Consider the following 17421-nt stretch of genomic DNA (forward strand, 5'->3'; position numbering starts at 1 on the left):
ATATCCCTTTATAAGAGCAGGGACCGCTGCGGCTCTTTTCAGGCGCCACGGCGAAGTACCCGAGTACGTCTCGGATCAATGGCCCCACATTGTGGGGTTCTTTTGTCCGAAGTATTTCCGTATGCGCAAAACTGACCAATTGAAGAAATCAGTCAATGATACTCGGGAGTGTCTGAGTCATACTAAATAACGTAAAGGGGGGAGCCCGGGAACATGAAATCGATAGCCGTGTTTTTTAAAGATTTGGCGGCAGCCGTAAAAAATCCGAAAGTGCTTATTCCGGTCATTGCCGTCATGTTTATTCCGATTTTGTACAGCGGCGTTTATTTGGCGGCCTTTTGGGACCCCTACGGTCATCTGGACCAACTGCCTGTAGCGGTGGTCAACAAGGATAAGGGCGCCGAATTCAAAGGCAAGCAGCTCCATATCGGAGACGACTTGGTGGACGAACTGAAGAAAGGCAAAGACTTCGACTGGGAATTCGTCAGTGAGAAGGAAGCCGAGCAGGGAATCAAGGATAACCGCTATTATATGAAAATTACGATTCCTGAGAATTTTTCCAGCAAAGCGACGACGCTGATGGATGAAAATCCGCAGCCGGCCAGCATCGAATACGAGCCGAACGGAGACTACAACTTCGTCGCCTCCCAGATCGGCAATACGGCTGTGAAGGATATCAAATCCAAGGTATCCGCCAAGGTAACGGAATCGTATACCGACAGCCTGCTGGACAATTTTACGGAGGTATCGGACGGTTTGGCCGAAGCCGGTGAAGGCGCGGGCAAGCTGCACAACGGCACCAACGATTTGGATGAAGGAGCCGTCAAGCTGAAGGAAAACCTCGGCAAGCTGGCCGCAGGTACGCTGGAAGCGAAGGACGGCATGGCTCCGCTGGCCAAAGGGGCCGGCGACCTGACCAAAGGCGTCGGCGACCTGGAAGGCGGCGCGAAGCAGCTTGCCGGCGGGCTCAGTCAGCTGAGCAGCGCACAGGGTCAGCTGACCGCAGGGGCTGTATCGGCCCAGAAGGGCGGCGAGCAGCTGTATCAAGGGCTGCAGTCCTCGCTCAAGGGCGCCCAAGACCTGAATGCCGGTCTGAAGAGCGCCAATGAGGGCGCAGCCGGCCTGGAATCCGGCCTGAAGGCGTCGGAGAAAGGAAGCGCCGACCTGGCAAGCGGCCTTGAATCTTCCGCCGGCGGCGCCCAGAAAGTAGCCGACGGCGCCAAAGGCGTGGCCGACGGCCTGCAGCAGCTGGCCAAAGCGAGCCCTGAGCTCGCGGCAAACCCTGAGCTGCAGAAGCTGCTCGCGGCCAGCCAGGCGGTGGCCGATGGCAGCGCCCAGCTCGTGCAGGGCCAGCAGCAGCTGCTCAGCGGGGCAAACTCGCTGCATGAGGGCCAGAAGAAGCTGGCCAGCGGCGCCGAACAGCTGCATGCGGGCACGCAGCAGCTCAGCGAGGGCAGCGGTCAGCTCGTTCAAGGCCAGCAGCAGCTCGTGGCCGGCGCATCCAAGCTGAATGCCGGCCAGCAGCAGCTTACGGCCGGCCTGCAAACGTTCGGCCAGAAGCTCTCCGAAGCGGCTGGCGGCAGCCAGAGCCTGGTGGGCGGAGCTCAGCAGCTCCTGACGGGATCCAGCCAGCTGCAGGGCGGCGTGAACAAGCTCGCCAGCGGGCTCGGAACGCTTGCCGACGGTTCGCAGCAGCTGAATAACGGCGCAGGCGATCTGAAGAGCGGCATCAGCAAGCTGGAGGACGGGTCGAAGGAGCTGCAGACGAAGCTGACGGACGCAGCGGACAAAACCTCCGAGCTTAAGAAGACCGATGCGCTTGTGGAAATGTTCGCTTCGCCGGTCGAAACGAAGGAAATCGACGACCGGAAGGTGCCGAACTACGGCACAGGCCTGACGCCATACTTCATGTCGCTCGGCCTGTTCGTCGGAGCGCTCATTTCGACGCTCGTCATTTCGCTCAAAGGAACGACGGTTCCCGGCGCGTCCGGCTTCAGCCGTTTTGTCAGCCGCTCGTTGTCCTTCGCGGGCATGAGCTTGTTCCAGTCCGTGGTCGCGGCAGCGATCATTTTGTACGGACTGGGGCTGGAGGTCAGAAGCGTACCGCTCTTCTTCCTCTTCTCCTTTATAACGAGCTTGACGTTTATGTTTATCGTCCAGGCGTTCGTCACCTGGCTGGATATGCCGGGACGCTTCCTGATCATCATCCTACTGATTCTGCAGCTGGCAACCAGCGCCGGAACGTTCCCGCTGGAGCTGATCCCGGATTGGCTGAAGCCGCTGAACCCTTGGCTTCCGATGTCCCACAGCGTGCTCGGATACAAGGCGATCATCGCCAGCGGCGATTTCGATCTCGTGTGGAAGCAGGCAGGCATATTGGGTATCGACGCCGTGATTTTCCTTGCTCTGACCCTTGTCTATTTCCTGATCAAGGGCCGCAAGGCGAAAGAAGTGCCTGCAGAGCCGCAAACGGCCTAAGGGCTCTCACGATAACAATCCATTCACAGGAGTTCCGGTTTTTCCCATCGAAGGGCCGGAACTCCTTTTCGCCTTATCACGCATAAGATGATACGGGCAGATTTCGGACATTGACGATATTGGGTATAATAAGAAGATACAGACAGGAATGAGGGTAGATAAAAAGATGATAATTCTGAAGACGAAAGACCAGATCAAGTACATGAAAGAAGCGGGCGAAATTTTGGCTGCCTGCCACCGTGAGATCCGCAAGATGATTGCTCCCGGCATCACCACTATAGAGATTGACCGTTTCGCAGAACAATTCATCCGCAAGCATGGGGCTACGCCTGAGCAGAAAGGGTACAATGGCTTTCCTTACGCGACCTGCACTTCGGTAAACGACGTGATCTGCCACGGCTTTCCGGGCAAAACGGTGCTGAAGGACGGGGATATCATTACCGTGGATATGGTGGTCAACCTGAAAGGCTGGCTGGCCGACTCCGCATGGTCCTATCCGGTCGGGAACGTTTCCGAGCAGGCTCAGCGCCTGCTGGATGTGACGCATGAATCTTTGTATAAAGGAATCGAGAAGGCGGTTATCGGCAACCGGATCGGCGACATCTCGCATGCGATCCAGGTCTATGCGGAAGGCGAAGACTTCTCGGTCGTACGCGATTTCATCGGCCACGGCATCGGGGAGGAAATGCACGAAGCGCCGCAGGTTCCCCACTACGGACCGGCGAATGTGGGGCCGCGGCTGAAGGAAGGCATGGTGATTACGATTGAACCGATGCTGAATACCGGCACCTACCGGAGCAAAATGGACAGTGACGGCTGGACCGCCAGAACGCTGGACGGCGGACTGTCGGCGCAGTACGAGCACACCCTCGCGATTACGGCGAACGGTCCGGAAATTTTGACGGCACAGTAACCGGATTCCCCGGGCTGCACTGTGAAATACAAAAAGAGAAGCATCATAAGGATGCTTCTCTTTTTTCATGTTGGAGCGCAAGCTACCTCAAATACACCGCAACGCAGATGATGATAGCCAAGACCACGGTCACCACGTACATGGAAGTCAGCTTGGATAAATTCTTCTTCGTCCGATGCTCGTATTCGGGGTTGCGTTTTTTATTTTCTGCGGAAAAACCGACCCAGAACGTCCCGACAGCAGCCAGCAGGGCGATGCCGATCACGACGATGTAAATCCACATATACAATCACCTTCCTTGATCCCTGGCTGTGCATGACAGGAACGCATTCTTTGCTTCATCATACCATGCGCCTGTGGATCAGTGAACCCTTTGCTTGTACTTTCCGGAGTTCACCATCGTAATGGTGACATCCACGTTTTTCAGCATATCCTCGGTCAAAATAAAATCGGACTGCTTGCTGAGCTCCCGCCATTTGCCGGGGTATTTCCGGTACAGCTTGTCCTCCAGCATCAGCACATCGGATTTCAGGGCAACGCCTTTTTTGTAGCTGTCGATGACTTCCTTCTTGACCAGTTCGGCGGCCATTTTCTCCAGCGTCGACTCCGGTGTATCCTTGATGAGCAGATCTATATAGGATTTAAGTCCGATCCGGATATTGAAGTGTATTTTATCGTTCTCCAATTTGGGTTCAACGACAAAATGCGGCTTCATCAGAATTAGACTGGCTACGGGGGATCCGCCGGCAGGGATGTTGATGGGGGACTGTTCAAGCTGCTGCTGAATCCAGCGGGTTCCCCTCAGATCATCCTCCGAGAGCCATCCGCGGAGCTCCCGGTTGTCAAAGAAATAAGCTCCGCTCACCCGGAGCATCGGGTGGTCCTTTTTATCTTCATACCAATCCTTAATGTCGATCGTCAACGATGGAAGAATCGCTGTCCCGCTTGGTTCTCTCAGCTGGGCCAAAATTTTGAACTCGTAAATGGGCAGGATGAACGAACGCTGCGTATAAATCTGCTGCGGAGATTCCAATACGCTTTCCAGCGGAGAAAAGTTCAGGATGGACTTCTCCGTCAAAATGTCTTGAATTGGATTTTTCGTCCCGTACAACAACACGTTGTAGCGGATCTCCCGGTACCGGTTCAGCATGTCAAACACCTGGTCCATGCCATGCTTGAGCAGCCGCTCGGAACAAACGACCGCCTTCATATGGCCCCAAAATACACGGCGCTGGGCCGTCGAGTAGACGGACGTCAGCGATTCGGTCACGGTATTCCCTTCCCCCGTACCGATCCAGATCGGCACGACTTTACCGACCTGGGCATTTTGGGATTGAGCAACATTCGAGAAGTTCAGCACCTGAATGTAGCTTTTATATTGTCCATCCTCATAATCCAGCCCGATCGCCGTTACATAGGCCATACTCTGAATATCCTTGGAGTTCCAGCAGCCCGGCAGGAGAAGCGTTAACGCACAGCATGCAAGAAATAGCGCCAATCGTTTCATGTCGGGGACTCCCCTTGATGATCCGGATCCTTTGGATTCAGGAAGGAGGTGCGGCTTTTGACTTTATCCCACGGCAGCCGAATGACCGAGTTGATAAAATCCTTGAACCGGAAAGGAGAAACCGGCGCAAGATAGGACTCTCCGAACGTCCGGAGCCGGGATACATAGATCAGCAGCAGAATCAGGCCGAGAATGAGGCCGTACATGCCCAGAAACGAGGCGATCAGGAACAAGGTGAACCGGATAACGCTAATGACCGAGGTTAAGCTTTGGTTCACCAGGGTCGCGCCGGTGACGGTCGTAATGGCGCCCACGACGACGGATGACGGCGAGACCAGCCCGGCACGGATGGCGGCATCGCCGATGATAAGACCGCCGATGACGGTCAAGGTCTGGCCGATTGTGGTGGGCAGCCGGATGCCGGCCTCGCGGAAGATCTCGAACAGCAAGAGCAGCAGAAACAGCTCCATCTGGGCGGAAAAGGGCAGGCCTAGACGGGTCACCGAAATTGTCGCCAACATCCGGTATGGGATCTGGTCCTGGTGAAACGCGGTCAAGGCCACCCAGAATCCCGGCAGAGCCACAGACAAGACGAGACTGAGCACGCGAATCAGCCGCACGAAGGAGACATAAATGTAGTTAAAGTGGATGTCTTCCGGCGACTTCATGAGCAGGGACAGCGAGCCGGGTCCCGTAAGAACCATCGGGTTGCCGTCTACGATGATGACAAATCTCCCGTTGATCAACGAGCTGACCGCGTAATCCGGCCGGCCCGTAAAATCGATCAGCGGAAGCAGGGAATACTTCGAGTCGGACAGCAATTCCTCAAGCTGGCTCGCCGTATACAATCCGTCCATGTCGATCTTGGACATCCGCTTTTTGACTTCTTCCAGCAGCTTCGGTGAGATGATGTCATCAATGTAAAGAAGCGATACGCGCGTCCGTGTACGTCTGCCCATAATAAACGTCTCATTGCAGAGCGTGGTGCTGCGGAGCCGCTTGCGGATGAGCGCGACGTTTGTGCTGATATCTTCGGTGAAACCGTCTTTCGGGCCTTTGACGGAAATTTCAGTTGTAGACTCTTCCGGCGTCCGCTTGGGCATGTTGCTGATGTCCATCGTATACAGCTCGTTGGTATGCGGGAGGAACAGGACGACACTCCCCTGAAAGACCGCTTCTTCCACGGCGCTGCTGGGGGCGTTATGCTTTAACATGCTCAGCGGCAGCTTTCCGGCAAGCAGTTCGCCTTTTTTGGATGGGAGGCCGTCTTTCTCATACATGTCGTAGAGCTCCGGCAGAATGACTTTGCCGATCAGCGACGACTCGCATAGACCATCGGCAAATACCAATACAATTTCCGAATAAGGATTGGATTTGCTGAGCCGATGCATCTGGACTTTAATATCGGCGCTTTTGGCAAATAAATCGTTCAGCTTACTGAAGTTCCAGAGCGTTGGTTCATCCGACGGGTTGTCATCAGGATGGTCTGCTTCGGATTGGTTATCACCCGACTTGCCGTTTCCAGATGTTTCGCCATTGGTATTTTCATCGCTGCGTTTATCTTTCCTATGCCCGGAACCCTCATGATCCTTCTCCTGGTTGTTTTCTTCGTCGTCGGCCAGCGGGGCGCTATTTTCCTGTCCCGATTCTTCTGAAGACGGATCATCCGATGAATTGTTGCGCCGTGTACTTTGATCCCCGCTTTTTTCGCGATCCTGGTCACGTTTATCGCCATGCGAATGACCTTCTGATTTCTGGTCATCCGCAGGTCCATTCCTCCCTTGAGGTAAGCTATGTCTATTGTCAGTATCCGTCATGTCGTACGCTCCCTCCTTTTCTCCGGAATGAAGGACATGCCAACGCACAGCAGGGAATACGCAATTCCCAAGATCAGCGATGCCGGAAAATAAATCCGGTACATCATGTTGTAAAAGTCCTGCTGGCTGTACGGAAACATGCAAAGCACGATGTAACTGAACGTAAGGGCGAGGATAAATCGGTTCCGTATCGTTTGACTGGAGAAAGGCATAATGTCCGCAAGCAAAAACAAGGATAGGCTAACCCGTACGGTTGACCCGGCAAGCCACTGATACACCGATAAAAAATCCACATGCTCCACATAATCGCCGATTTTGACAAGCCGCCACTGCTCATAAGGGGACGTGGCCTGCTTGGCCGCTTCAAACGGCCCAAACTCCGTGATGGCTCCTATAACGGGGCCGAGCGTAATCCACACCATCAGCACCGCAAATACGATCATATGCCAGGGTTTCACATTCGACCGGATCCGGTGCTGCATCGTGATGATGACGATCAGTTCGATGAACGCACCTCCCGCATACAGCATGCCATGAACAGGTGGCACCCACCCGTGCTCCATCAGGGGGAACAGCAATTTGTAATTTTTGTGCGCCGTATTGGCAACCGAGACGAAAATCCCCAGGAAGACGACAATAGGCAGCAGGACGCCTGCTCCGATGGCCATGGAGCGCATACCCGTCTTTGCCATGTACAGGCAAACAAGCGCCAGTACGGTGACGAGCACCAGCTTCGGCGTGGCCGGCAAATAATTGGTGATCGTCCAGGTGGAGGTATGAAGCAGCGTAAGGCCTCCTATTAAATATAAATACAGGCATATCGGGGCCATAAGGACCCAGGAAATCCATGGTTTGGTCCGATCAGCAAACCAGGGCTGCAGCTTGCGGTTTCCCGATCTCTTCATAAACAAGACGAGCAGCAGCGACCAGGGCACGTAAAAGACCGCCGCCATGATGACGGAAACCCAGGCATCTCTGCCGGAAGCGTCCAGGATCATAGGGTTGACGACGACGTGACTGGCCAGCCCGTTCATCAGCATAAGAATCATGCAGACTTGGGAAAAACTCATTCGATTGACAGAACCCATCGCGCTTATCACTCTATTCCGGTTAGGCTTTGGTTAAGATTAAGGGTAGTATGGTTAAGAACGGTGGATTTTATGTATTTACATCGATATTTTCAAAAGATGGTGTTGGGAGATGCAGACGAAAAAGGCCCGTGCCGACGCCGGCACGGGCCTATTCCAACATTTTATTCCTTTCGCAGCAGTGCTTCGCCTGCAATGCCCGGATTCGTCATTTGGTAAGGATCAAGGATGATGTTCAGTTCTTCTTCCGTCAGCACGTTATACAGCAGGCACAGCTCCCGAACCGACTTGCCGGTCGTGATCGCTTCGCGCGCAATGCGGGAGACAACTTCGTAACCAAGATGCGGATTGAGCGCCGTAATGATGCCGACGCTGTTCTCGACATATTCCCGGCATCGCTCCACATTGGCCTGAATGCCCTCGATACAGTGTTCCCGAAACACCCGGAAGCCCTGATTCATAATTTCCAGCGATTGCAGCAAATTGTAGACGAGGACCGGCTCCATGACGTTCAGCTCCAGCTGGCCGGCTTCGGATGCCAGACAGATCGTATGGTCGTTACCGATCACCTGGAACGCGATTTGGTTGATGACCTCGCACATGACCGGATTGACTTTCCCCGGCATAATGGAGGAACCCGGCTGGCGGGAAGGAAGGGACAGCTCCCCAAGCCCGGCGCGGGGACCCGAAGCCATCAGCCGGATATCGTTGGCGACTTTGGACATGTTCATCATGCAAATTTTCAAGGCGGCGGACACCTCGGTGTAGGCGTCGGTATTCTGGGTGGCATCGACAAGATGATCCGCTGCTTGGACCGGAAAACCGCTGAGCTCCGCCAGAATTTCGGCCACGCGCTTGATGTAGGTCAAATCGGCATTGAGCCCCGTACCGACCGCCGTGGCGCCCATGTTGATGTGGAGCAGATTGTTTTTGGTGGCCTTGACCCGCTCAATGTCACGGCCCAGCACGCGGGCATATGCCTGGAATTCCTGTCCGAGACGGATCGGGACAGCATCCTGCAGATGGGTTCTCCCCATCTTGATCACCGCGTCAAATTCATTGGCTTTGTCGATGAAGGCCTGTTGCAGATCGGTCATGGTGGCAACCAGCTTGTCAATCATGGTCAGCGTCGCCAGATGGACGGCAGTCGGAAACGAATCGTTGGTCGATTGGGCCATGTTGACATGGTTGTTCGGGCTGATGTCGGCGTAGCTTCCTTTTTCCTTGCCCATCAATTCCAAGGCTCGGTTTGCAATCACTTCGTTCGTATTCATATTTATCGATGTACCGGCGCCGCCCTGAATCGGATCCACGATAAATTGGTCGAGCCACTCACCGCCAATGATCTCATCTGCGGCTTGTACAATGGCCTCACCTTTGGCTGGAAGCAGCCGTTTGATTTCCATATTGGCCATCGCTGCCGCCTTTTTGACCATGGCCATGGACCGGATCAGCTCAGGATGCAGATGTTGACCGGTAATCGGAAAGTTCTCCTTTGCGCGCAGAGTTTGAATGCCGTAGTATGCGTGGTTAGGAACTTCTTTGGTGCCAAGAAAATCTTTTTCCAATCTCATGAAAATCAATCCTCCGGGTATCTGTACTGGATAAGTCATAGAGCCGCATGTAAACGCTGTGATATGTCTGACTCGCTACCATTATACGCTGGTTGTCTCGAAATTTGCTAGTTTATTGTCAACGAGGGGTGTAAAGATCATTCATTTGTCCACTGAAAACGGACGGTACGAACCTGGGTACCGTGAATGACTGACTTCTGAAGACATACGTTTGAACTTTGTACTGGCGGTAAGGCTTACATAGAGGGATCTTTAAATACTTCGCACTACATGTCATAAAAAAAGGAGGCATACTATGATCATCGTCTGGCAGTCGGCGGTCGTAGCGCTGGCAGGTATCCTGCTGCTGCGGATCAGCGGACGCAAGTCCATTTCCCAGATGACGGTTCCCCAGGTCACCATTTTGTTGATCGTCGGGACCGTGCTTGGCTCGCAGGTTTCCGGGAAAGGGCTGGGGTGGACGCTCCTGGCTTCAGCAGTCATGATTGTGGTGCTCATGCTGAACGAATGGCTCGCAGTCAAATGGAACCGTGCCGAGAAGGTACTCAAGGGCGGGGCAGTTCCGGTCATTGAAAATGGAAAGATGCTGACCTCCAATATGAAACGGCTGCGGCTGACCGTGGACGACCTTGAAAAGAGGCTGCGATTGCTTGGAATCTCCCGGATTGAAGACGTCCGAACAGGAACCGTTGAAAACAACGGGGAGTTAGGATATGAGCTGATGCCCTGGGCCAAACCCGTAACGATGGGGGAACTGGAAAAGATTCTGAAAGCCAATTTCCCGCAGATGCATGTTCCCGAGTCTCCGGAGGAACGGAACATTTTCAGAGAAGTCATTGACAATGCCGACCAACCGATGACACAGGATCGTCTTCATTAACATGCCCGGAGGATGGCCGTTTATATGAATCAGATTGAAGAAAAGGGAATACAAGCCAAGAAGCCTGGATATGCGAACAAGCATATCCAGGCTTTTTTAATTGACTCATGATCCGGTTAAACGGAATGAGGAACCTTTACGTCAGGATTTACGTCGGCTTCATAATCGACGCCATCTGTCTCAAAGCCGAACAGCTGGAAGAACTCGCGGCGGTACCCATGAAGATCGGTCAAATCATAAATGTTGTCCGATGTGATGTTGTTCCAGATGTCAGCGACTTCGGCCTGCACATCTTCACGAAGCTCCCAGTCGTCGATGCGGATTCTGCCGACTTCATCAACGGGCGTTTCGCCATCGGTATACAGCCGGTCGGTGAACAGACGGTAAGTCTGCTCGATGCATCCTTCGTGGATACCTTTTTCTTTCATGACCTTGTACAATGCGGAGATGTACAGCGGCACGACCGGGATCGCCGAACTGGATTGGGTCACAAGCCCCTTGCTGACAACGACATAAGCGTGTCCGTTTTTGGTAGACAGCTGGTCGTTCAGCTTCAGCGCCGTGGCTTCCAGGTGATCCTTAGCTTTGCCAATGGAGCCTTCCCGGTACACGGCCTGGGTGATGTCCGAACCGATATAGGAGAAGGAAATCGTGACGGCTCCTTCGGCGAGCACACCGCCCTGCTCGAGGGCATCGATCCACAGCTGCCAGTCGTCCCCGCCCATGACGGCAACCGTTCCGCGGACATCTTCTTCCGTAGCGGGTTCAATGGTTACTTCGCTGATTTCGCCGGTGTGGAAGTTGACGGTTTTATTCGTATAGGGCTTACCCAGCGGTTTAAGGGTGGAATTGTACACTTCGCCGGTAACCGGATCGGTTCTCCGGGCGGATGCCACACTGTAAACTACCAGGTCGACCTGACCGAGTTCGGAACGGATCAATTCCACCGTTTTCTCCTTCGTTTCTGTTGAGAAGGCATCTCCGGTCACACTGAAAGATTTAAGCCCGGCTTTTTCAGCCGCTTCTTCAAACGCAGCGGAATTGTACCAGCCAGCGGAAGCCGTCCGTTTCTCGGAACCGCTGCTTGGGCGGTATACGCCTACGGTATTCGCTCCGGCCCCGAATGCAGCCGTGATGCGTGCCGCCAATCCGTAGCCGGTCGATGCGCCGATCACAAGTGCGTTTTTCGGTCCCTGAACGGCCGGTTTGGATTTGACGTAATCGATTTGGGACTGGACCTGCGCCGCGCATCCGACAGGATGTGCCGTCGTGCAGATAAAGCCGCGGGTTCTTGGTTTGATGATCATGTGAATGATTATCCTCTCTTTTTAAAGTAAAGTATCGTTTGTTTTGTTTGGAGTCAGGTTTATGTATCCCATACAACAGCCATGAGGAAACTCCTTTAATGATATTATATCTAAAAACCGAAATACAAGAGTTTAAGTGGTGAAAGGCAGAAGCGGAGAAATTCCGGGACGTCCATTCATTTGACAATGAGAATCATTATCAAGTAAGATGAAGACAGTCCGGACATCACGGAGCCGACATGAGGCGATGATTCCACAGGAGTACAGCAATCATATTCACTGACGGGAGGAACCACCTATGTTTATTCAATTGAGAACGATGGCCGTGCAAAAAGGGTACAGCGAGCAGGTTGCCGCCAGATTCACCAAGGACGGCCCGATGGACGAGATGAACGGATTGATCGACAGAACGGTCATGATCAATACCAGAGGAAGAGAGCAGGACGAAGTGGTGGTCATGATCCGCTGGGAGTCGCAGGAAGACTGGAAAAATTGGGAGAAAAGCGACGCACATCTTCAAGGTCATCGCGACAAGAAGGGCCAGGAGCCGCCAGCCTATATGATCAGCACAACCGTCAAAATGTATGAAGTGCAGGCCGTGAAGCCGGGCAGGGCTTCTTCCGGCACGCATTAACATCGCGCACAAGAAAAACCGCCTCAAAGGGCGGTTTTTTGTGGCCTTCACGTATTTTATACGGCGTCCTCTCCGGCTGGCTCTGTAGAAGCTGCACGATCTCTGCGCCCATAAATCCGGTACAGAACGATCCCGAACAGGGTTCCCGCCAGCGACATGCCGGATATCGTCAGAAACAGCGTCCTCCCGCCGAATGCCTCATACAACGCACCGCCTGCAAAGGAAGCGATAATTCCGGAAACCCCGAAGAACAGCAGCGCGAGCACCGTCTGCCCGGTTGCCCGCCATTCGACCGGTACGATGCGGTACAGGTACTGAATCGCGGCGGAATAAAATACCGGAAAGGTGAGCAGCTGCAGAAGCTGCAGATAGGCGAGGATATGCGGGTTCTCGATCCACGCCGAAGCGAAAAAGCGCACGAAGTAAAACAATCCCGACAAGGCGATCAGCATCAGCTCGCTGCCTTTCCGAAGCCACCAGAAGCTCAAGGCGAACACGATGATCTCGCTTCCTGCTGCCAGAAACCAGGCTTGTCCCACCAGGCTGGCTGTCCCGCCCAGCTCCTTGATGTAAACCCCCAAATAAGTATCGTTCATCCTCGCGGGGATAGAACTGATAAAGATCAGAATGAGAAAGAGCAGGGTCTCTTTGCTGCTGAGAAAATGCTTCAGGCTGGAAAGGGTGACCGGTTTGCCCGACACCGGAGCGTCAGGCATGAACAGCGTAATGACAAAGCTGACCAGCCCGATTGCCGCAAACAAATACGCCAGGCTGTGCGCGCCGTACGAAGTCATGAAATAGCCTGCGAACAATGACATCACTGCATAACCAAGCGCCCCGTAGGTGCGAAGCGAGCCGTAGCTGATCCCCGCCGATTCGGCAACGCGAAAGTTCAGACTTTCCGTCAGCGGGTCGACAGGCATCAGAAAAAAGTAGGTGAGCATCGCAAACAGGATGATCAGGCTGTACACGCCGGTATGGTACAGGACAAAGCCTGTAATGATGGCGCAAACAAGAAGGAGCAGCAGCACTTTACGGATCGTTCTGGTCCGGTCGCTGATCATTCCCCAGAGAGGCTGGGCCACAATCGTAATAAAGCCGCCCGTCCCGACGATAAAACCGATCTGGGAAGGTGATAGTCCCTGTTCATCAAAATAAACGGGGAGAAACGGAATGAAGATGGCCAGCAGGGCAAAAAACAGGAAATTAAACGCTTTAACAGGAGCGGAAGTTCTCATCGGTACAATAGATCCCTCACGTCGTTTCGGAAATTGGTTGAATCGCGTTAGGACATTGTACCATGAATCTACCTTTTTCTAAATCACCGATTTGTCACGGAAAGGGCCTCCGTAATATGGTAGACTAGAGTTATAGACTTCAACTACAGCGGGGGAAATCATGATCAAATTGGTATCTTGGAACGTGAACGGGCTTAGAGCCTGTGTCAATAAAGGTTTTATCGAATACGTAAAGCAAGTGGACGCAGACATCTTCTGCGTGCAGGAGACGAAGCTTCAGGAAGGGCAGATCTGCCTGGACGGCATGGACGAGTATCATCAATACTGGAACTACGCCGAGAAGAAAGGTTATTCCGGCACGGCTGTCTTTACCAAGCAGAAGCCGTTGACCGTGTACTCCGGACTGGAAGAGGACGGGGAGCCGGAGGGGAGAATCCTTACGCTCGAGTACGAAGGGTTTTATTTGGTTAACGTTTATACTCCCAATGCGCGCCGTGATCTATCGAGACTCGATCTCCGGCTGGAATGGGAGGACCGGTTCAGAAGCTATATTCAGGAGCTGGATGCGCGGAAGCCTGTCGTCATTTGCGGGGATCTGAACGTTGCCCATCAGGAAATCGACCTGAAGAATCCGAAATCAAACCGTGAAAACTCCGGCTTTACCCCTCAGGAACGCGGCAAAATGACGGAGCTGCTGAATGCGGGTCTGATCGATACGTTCAGACATTTTTACCCCGGGCAGGAAGGCGCGTATACCTGGTGGTCCTACATGCCAAAAATCCGTGAGCGGAACGTGGGCTGGCGGATTGACTATTTTCTCGTATCGGAGCGGCTTGCCCCATCCCTGATCGATGCCCAGATCGATCATCTGGTCCTGGGGAGCGACCACTGCCCGGTCAAGCTGCTGATGGACGAAACGAAGCTGTAAATGTGGACCCTCTCCATGTCATCCGTCGTCCCTTTGCTCATAGCGGCAATCAGCTTATCACGCAATTGCACAGGTGAGTAAGGGCATGATCACATATTTGATTACCATCCACAAAGCATACGTTGTTGACAATCCGGTCAAACGTATGCTAATTTTATTTCTATAAATTTAGAAATACGAAATCAGGAAGGAGGAGCGGGATATGAACGAAGATGTGGAGTCCAAGCAAGCCGTTAAAATATACAAGGCGCTGGGCGAACCGACGCGTTTGAAAGTGGCGATGATCCTGTCCCGGGAAGGTGAAGCCTGCTGTTCCACGCTCGGGAGCAAGCTGGAAACCGTAGCCGACTCCACGCTGTCCCACCATCTGAAGCAGCTGGCAGAGAGCGGTCTGCTGGATTCGCGGAAAGAAGGCACCTTTATTTTCTACTGCCTGAACCGTGAGGTTGCGCAAAAATATGCACCGTTTTTGTTAAACTAATTTTTTTTGCCCATTATTTCTATGATTGTAGAAATATAAAAATATTATTCAAAGGAGTTTGATTGCATTTATGACCAGAACATGGAAGATTTACATTTTGGCTATCATCAGCTTTTTGGTGGGCACATCGGAATACATCGTTTCCGGTATTTTGGATAAAATTGCGGATACGATGGGCATTTCACTCGTTGCCGCGGGACAGCTGATTACCGTATTCTCGCTGACGTACGCGATCGCCACGCCAGTTCTCATGGCCTTGACGGCGAGATGGGACCGCCGCAGGCTGATGATCACGGCCCTTGGCGTTTTCGTTGCCGCCAACATCTTATCGTTTGTGCTGCCCGGATATGAACTGCTACTGGCGTCACGCGTGCTGATGGCGCTTGGAGCGGGAATGGTCGTCGTCACGGCGCTTAGCATCGCGGCCAAAATTGCGCCTGAAGGCAAGCAGGCAGGCTCTTTAGCGACCGTCATCATGGGCTTTACGGCTTCGCTCATCATCGGCGTGCCGCTCGGAAGAATGGTCGCGGCTGCTTTTGGCTGGAAAGCGGTATTTATCGGGATTGCTCTGCTCGGAATTGTCGCGATGCTTATCATTTCGGTGACTATCCCGCGGATTCAGGGAGACGCGCATGTGCCTCTTCGTCAGCAGTTTTCCCTTCTGAAGAACCCGAAGGTTGCGCTGGGCCTGTCCATCAGTTTCTTCTGGCTGGGCGGCTATTCGGTGGCTTACACGTATTTGTCCCCTTATCTGCTTCAAATTACCGGATTGCAGGAGAGCCTGCTGAGCACGGCATTGTTAGCTTTTGGCATCGCCAGCCTGGTTGGATCAAAGCTGGGAGGTTTCAGTGCCGATAAAAAAGGGGTGACCTTCACCCTGTTGAGCGGGATGACCCTTCACGTGATATCCCTGATACTGCTCAGTCTGGCTGGCCACTCGGTGTTTGCCGTGTTCGCCATCCTGATCCTGTGGTCATTTGCCGCATGGTCGACAGGTCCGGCACAGCAGTACAATCTGGTCACGATCAAGCCGGAATCCTCCGGCGTCATGCTGGGGCTCAACCAATCGATGATGCAGCTGTCCATGGCGGCCGGCGCCGGCATCGGCGGCGTGGTCGTCTCGGGCGTCTCGCTGTCGGCGGTCACATGGATCGGGGCCGTGGGCGTACTGATCGCGATGCTGGCGCTGCTCGGCTTGAATCAGCTGTCCGCACGGCGAAAGGTTGCGGCGGCGGAATAACGGAGCGGCTCGTCCACTCCCAAGGAGCAAGAAGCTGCGTATTATTCTAAAAAAGGAAAGCGGCCAGTCCTCTTTAGGGACTGACCGCTTTTGTTATGCTCAAACCCATTTGCCTCCGCGGAACACCGGCTCCACCGTGCCGTCCGGCAGTTCACCGTCGATGTTCAGCTGTTCTGAACCGATCATGAAATCGACGTGCGTCAGGCTGACGTTGCCGCCTTTGGCAAGCAGCTCCTCTTTGCTCATCTTGGTTCCGCCCTCAATATTGACCGGATAGCAGCTCCCGAGCGCGAAATGGCAGGAGGCATTTTCGTCCACGCCGGTATTGTAGAAGACACGGTTCATGAGCGAAATCGGCGAGTCATGCGGCACCAGCGCCATTTCGCCGAGATAGGACGCGCCTTCATCGGTTTCCAGCAGCGACGTCAGATGCTCGCGGCCTGAAACAGCGTCGTACTCCGTCACTTTTCCGTCTTTGAAGGTTAGCTTGATGCCTTCCACCAGCCGGCCGTTCAGGTTGAGTGGAAGCGTGCTGGACACCGTGCCGTTAACCCCAGTCCGCAGCGGCATCGTGTAGATTTCCTCCGTCGGCATGTTCGCCACAAAATACACGCCGTCCTCCTTCAAATCCCCGCCGCCGAGCCACAAATGCCCCTCAGGCATCTCGACCCGCAGGTCCGTGCCTGGTGCACGGTAGTGCAGGCTCTTATACCGTTTGTCGTTCATGTACTGCTGCCGTTTTTTCAGCTCACCGATATGATCCTGCCAAGCCGCGACGGGATCGCCGCTGTCGACGCGGTTCATGCGGAATACGGCTTCCCACATAGCCGGGACGCGTTCTTCTTCCGGCAGATCGGCATAAACCTTGTTCGCCCAGGCACGGGTCGGCGCTTTGATCAGCGACCAGCTGACCTTGTTGCTGCGTACGTAGGCCTGATACTTCTCGCGGGCCACCGCCGCCGCTTTTACGGCCGTCGATACTTTGGAAGAATCGATGCCGCGGAACAGCTCAGGGTCGGGCACTTTGATGTGCAGTACCGCACCGCCGCCTTCGGCGAGCTGCTCCATCATGTCGGCCTGCCACTTCGGATAATAAGCGAAAGAATCGTCAGGCGCTTGTTCATAGCGAATTCGGGTAATCTTTTCGTCATCCCAATCGACCTGAACGTATTTGGCGCCCGCCTCATAGGCCTTGGACACGATCTGCCGCGTGAATTCTACGGTTTCCAGCGGTGACTGCACAAGCAGCACCTGACCGGGCTGGATGTTCACCCCGACCTTGATTACCAGTTCGGCGTATTTCTCCAGCATTTGTTCAAAATGATCCATGATTCAG

The 17421-nt window shown here is 53.8% G+C and carries 15 protein-coding genes; 7 read left to right on the top strand and 8 right to left on the bottom strand.

Features of this window, described 5'->3' with window-relative positions; genetic code table 11:
- Window positions 1-213: 213 nt before the first annotated feature.
- Entirely contained in the window at window positions 214-2478 is a 2265-nt protein-coding gene (locus tag FHS19_RS04130; protein ID WP_183578980.1) for a YhgE/Pip family protein, read from the top strand.
- 166 nt (window positions 2479-2644) lie between these two features.
- Window positions 2645-3391 carry a type I methionyl aminopeptidase gene (map, locus tag FHS19_RS04135; protein WP_183578983.1) on the top strand — a complete coding sequence of 249 codons (747 nt, stop codon included), beginning with the start codon at window positions 2645-2647 and terminating at the stop codon, window positions 3389-3391.
- Window positions 3392-3473: 82 nt separating this feature from the next.
- Here map and FHS19_RS04140 read toward each other — a convergent pair whose 3' ends face one another.
- From FHS19_RS04140 to aspA, 5 genes are all read right to left on the bottom strand, one after another.
- Window positions 3474-3674 (bottom strand): hypothetical protein, encoded by a 201-nt coding sequence (locus FHS19_RS04140; protein ID WP_089546697.1) that lies wholly within the window; start codon window positions 3672-3674, stop codon window positions 3474-3476.
- A gap of 78 nt (window positions 3675-3752) precedes the next feature.
- Window positions 3753-4898 carry a Ger(x)C family spore germination protein gene (locus FHS19_RS04145; RefSeq protein ID WP_183578985.1) on the bottom strand — a complete coding sequence of 382 codons (1146 nt, stop codon included), beginning with the start codon at window positions 4896-4898 and terminating at the stop codon, window positions 3753-3755.
- Window positions 4895-6715, bottom strand: coding sequence for a spore germination protein (locus FHS19_RS04150; RefSeq protein ID WP_183578988.1), 1821 nt, complete (start codon window positions 6713-6715; stop codon window positions 4895-4897). Before FHS19_RS04150 ends, FHS19_RS04145 begins: the two co-directional genes overlap by 4 nt.
- Window positions 6712-7785 carry an endospore germination permease gene (locus tag FHS19_RS04155; protein ID WP_246426415.1) on the bottom strand — a complete coding sequence of 358 codons (1074 nt, stop codon included), beginning with the start codon at window positions 7783-7785 and terminating at the stop codon, window positions 6712-6714. Before FHS19_RS04155 ends, FHS19_RS04150 begins: the two co-directional genes overlap by 4 nt.
- Window positions 7786-7967: 182 nt before the next feature.
- The gene (gene aspA / locus FHS19_RS04160) at window positions 7968-9377 is read right to left on the bottom strand and encodes an aspartate ammonia-lyase (RefSeq protein ID WP_183578994.1); all 1410 of its coding nucleotides are present in this window, start codon (window positions 9375-9377) and stop codon (window positions 7968-7970) included.
- Window positions 9378-9672: 295 nt separating this feature from the next.
- Here aspA and FHS19_RS04165 point away from each other — a divergent pair, with 295 nt between their 5' ends.
- On the top strand, window positions 9673-10257 hold the full coding sequence (locus tag FHS19_RS04165; RefSeq protein WP_183578997.1) for a DUF421 domain-containing protein: 585 nt from the start codon (window positions 9673-9675) through the stop codon (window positions 10255-10257).
- Window positions 10258-10373: 116 nt separating this feature from the next.
- Here FHS19_RS04165 and fabV read toward each other — a convergent pair whose 3' ends face one another.
- A complete protein-coding gene (fabV, locus tag FHS19_RS04170) occupies window positions 10374-11564 on the bottom strand; it encodes an enoyl-ACP reductase FabV (protein ID WP_183579000.1) in 1191 nt (396 codons plus the stop codon).
- 298 nt (window positions 11565-11862) lie between these two features.
- Here fabV and FHS19_RS04175 point away from each other — a divergent pair, with 298 nt between their 5' ends.
- Window positions 11863-12198, top strand: a complete 336-nt coding sequence (locus FHS19_RS04175; protein ID WP_183579002.1) for an antibiotic biosynthesis monooxygenase — start codon at window positions 11863-11865, stop codon at window positions 12196-12198.
- A gap of 56 nt (window positions 12199-12254) precedes the next feature.
- On the opposite strand, the gene FHS19_RS04180 is transcribed toward FHS19_RS04175, so the two are convergent.
- The gene (locus FHS19_RS04180; RefSeq protein WP_183579006.1) at window positions 12255-13436 is read right to left on the bottom strand and encodes an MFS transporter; all 1182 of its coding nucleotides are present in this window, start codon (window positions 13434-13436) and stop codon (window positions 12255-12257) included.
- 163 nt (window positions 13437-13599) lie between these two features.
- Between FHS19_RS04180 and FHS19_RS04185 the strand changes: the two genes are divergently transcribed.
- The 3 genes from FHS19_RS04185 (at window position 13600) to FHS19_RS04195 (ending at window position 16085) form a co-directional block, all read left to right on the top strand.
- A complete protein-coding gene (locus FHS19_RS04185) occupies window positions 13600-14364 on the top strand; it encodes an exodeoxyribonuclease III (RefSeq protein WP_183581420.1) in 765 nt (254 codons plus the stop codon).
- A 202-nt stretch (window positions 14365-14566) separates the two neighbouring features.
- Window positions 14567-14845, top strand: a complete 279-nt coding sequence (locus tag FHS19_RS04190; protein ID WP_183579009.1) for an ArsR/SmtB family transcription factor — start codon at window positions 14567-14569, stop codon at window positions 14843-14845.
- A gap of 70 nt (window positions 14846-14915) precedes the next feature.
- The gene (locus FHS19_RS04195; RefSeq protein ID WP_183579013.1) at window positions 14916-16085 is read left to right on the top strand and encodes an MFS transporter; all 1170 of its coding nucleotides are present in this window, start codon (window positions 14916-14918) and stop codon (window positions 16083-16085) included.
- Window positions 16086-16184: 99 nt separating this feature from the next.
- On the opposite strand, the gene FHS19_RS04200 is transcribed toward FHS19_RS04195, so the two are convergent.
- Window positions 16185-17414 carry an aminopeptidase gene (locus FHS19_RS04200; protein ID WP_183579016.1) on the bottom strand — a complete coding sequence of 410 codons (1230 nt, stop codon included), beginning with the start codon at window positions 17412-17414 and terminating at the stop codon, window positions 16185-16187.
- Window positions 17415-17421 lie beyond the last annotated feature (7 nt).

Origin of the sequence: Paenibacillus rhizosphaerae (genome assembly GCF_014192015.1) — a bacterium.
Lineage (GTDB): Bacteria > Bacillota > Bacilli > Paenibacillales > Paenibacillaceae > Paenibacillus_AQ > Paenibacillus_AQ rhizosphaerae.

Coding starts and splice junctions, on each gene's coding strand:
- FHS19_RS04130 (WP_183578980.1), top strand. CDS start 214: ATGAAATCGATAGCCGTGTTTTTTAAAGATTTGGCGGCAGCCGTAAAA.
- map (WP_183578983.1), top strand. CDS start 2,645: ATGATAATTCTGAAGACGAAAGACCAGATCAAGTACATGAAAGAAGCG.
- FHS19_RS04200 (WP_183579016.1), bottom strand. CDS start 17,414: ATGGATCATTTTGAACAAATGCTGGAGAAATACGCCGAACTGGTAATC.
- FHS19_RS04195 (WP_183579013.1), top strand. CDS start 14,916: ATGACCAGAACATGGAAGATTTACATTTTGGCTATCATCAGCTTTTTG.
- FHS19_RS04145 (WP_183578985.1), bottom strand. CDS start 4,898: ATGAAACGATTGGCGCTATTTCTTGCATGCTGTGCGTTAACGCTTCTC.
- FHS19_RS04180 (WP_183579006.1), bottom strand. CDS start 13,436: ATGAGAACTTCCGCTCCTGTTAAAGCGTTTAATTTCCTGTTTTTTGCC.
- FHS19_RS04150 (WP_183578988.1), bottom strand. CDS start 6,715: ATGACGGATACTGACAATAGACATAGCTTACCTCAAGGGAGGAATGGA.
- FHS19_RS04140 (WP_089546697.1), bottom strand. CDS start 3,674: ATGTGGATTTACATCGTCGTGATCGGCATCGCCCTGCTGGCTGCTGTC.
- FHS19_RS04155 (WP_246426415.1), bottom strand. CDS start 7,785: ATGAGTTTTTCCCAAGTCTGCATGATTCTTATGCTGATGAACGGGCTG.
- FHS19_RS04175 (WP_183579002.1), top strand. CDS start 11,863: ATGTTTATTCAATTGAGAACGATGGCCGTGCAAAAAGGGTACAGCGAG.
- aspA (WP_183578994.1), bottom strand. CDS start 9,377: ATGAGATTGGAAAAAGATTTTCTTGGCACCAAAGAAGTTCCTAACCAC.
- FHS19_RS04165 (WP_183578997.1), top strand. CDS start 9,673: ATGATCATCGTCTGGCAGTCGGCGGTCGTAGCGCTGGCAGGTATCCTG.
- fabV (WP_183579000.1), bottom strand. CDS start 11,564: ATGATCATCAAACCAAGAACCCGCGGCTTTATCTGCACGACGGCACAT.
- FHS19_RS04190 (WP_183579009.1), top strand. CDS start 14,567: ATGAACGAAGATGTGGAGTCCAAGCAAGCCGTTAAAATATACAAGGCG.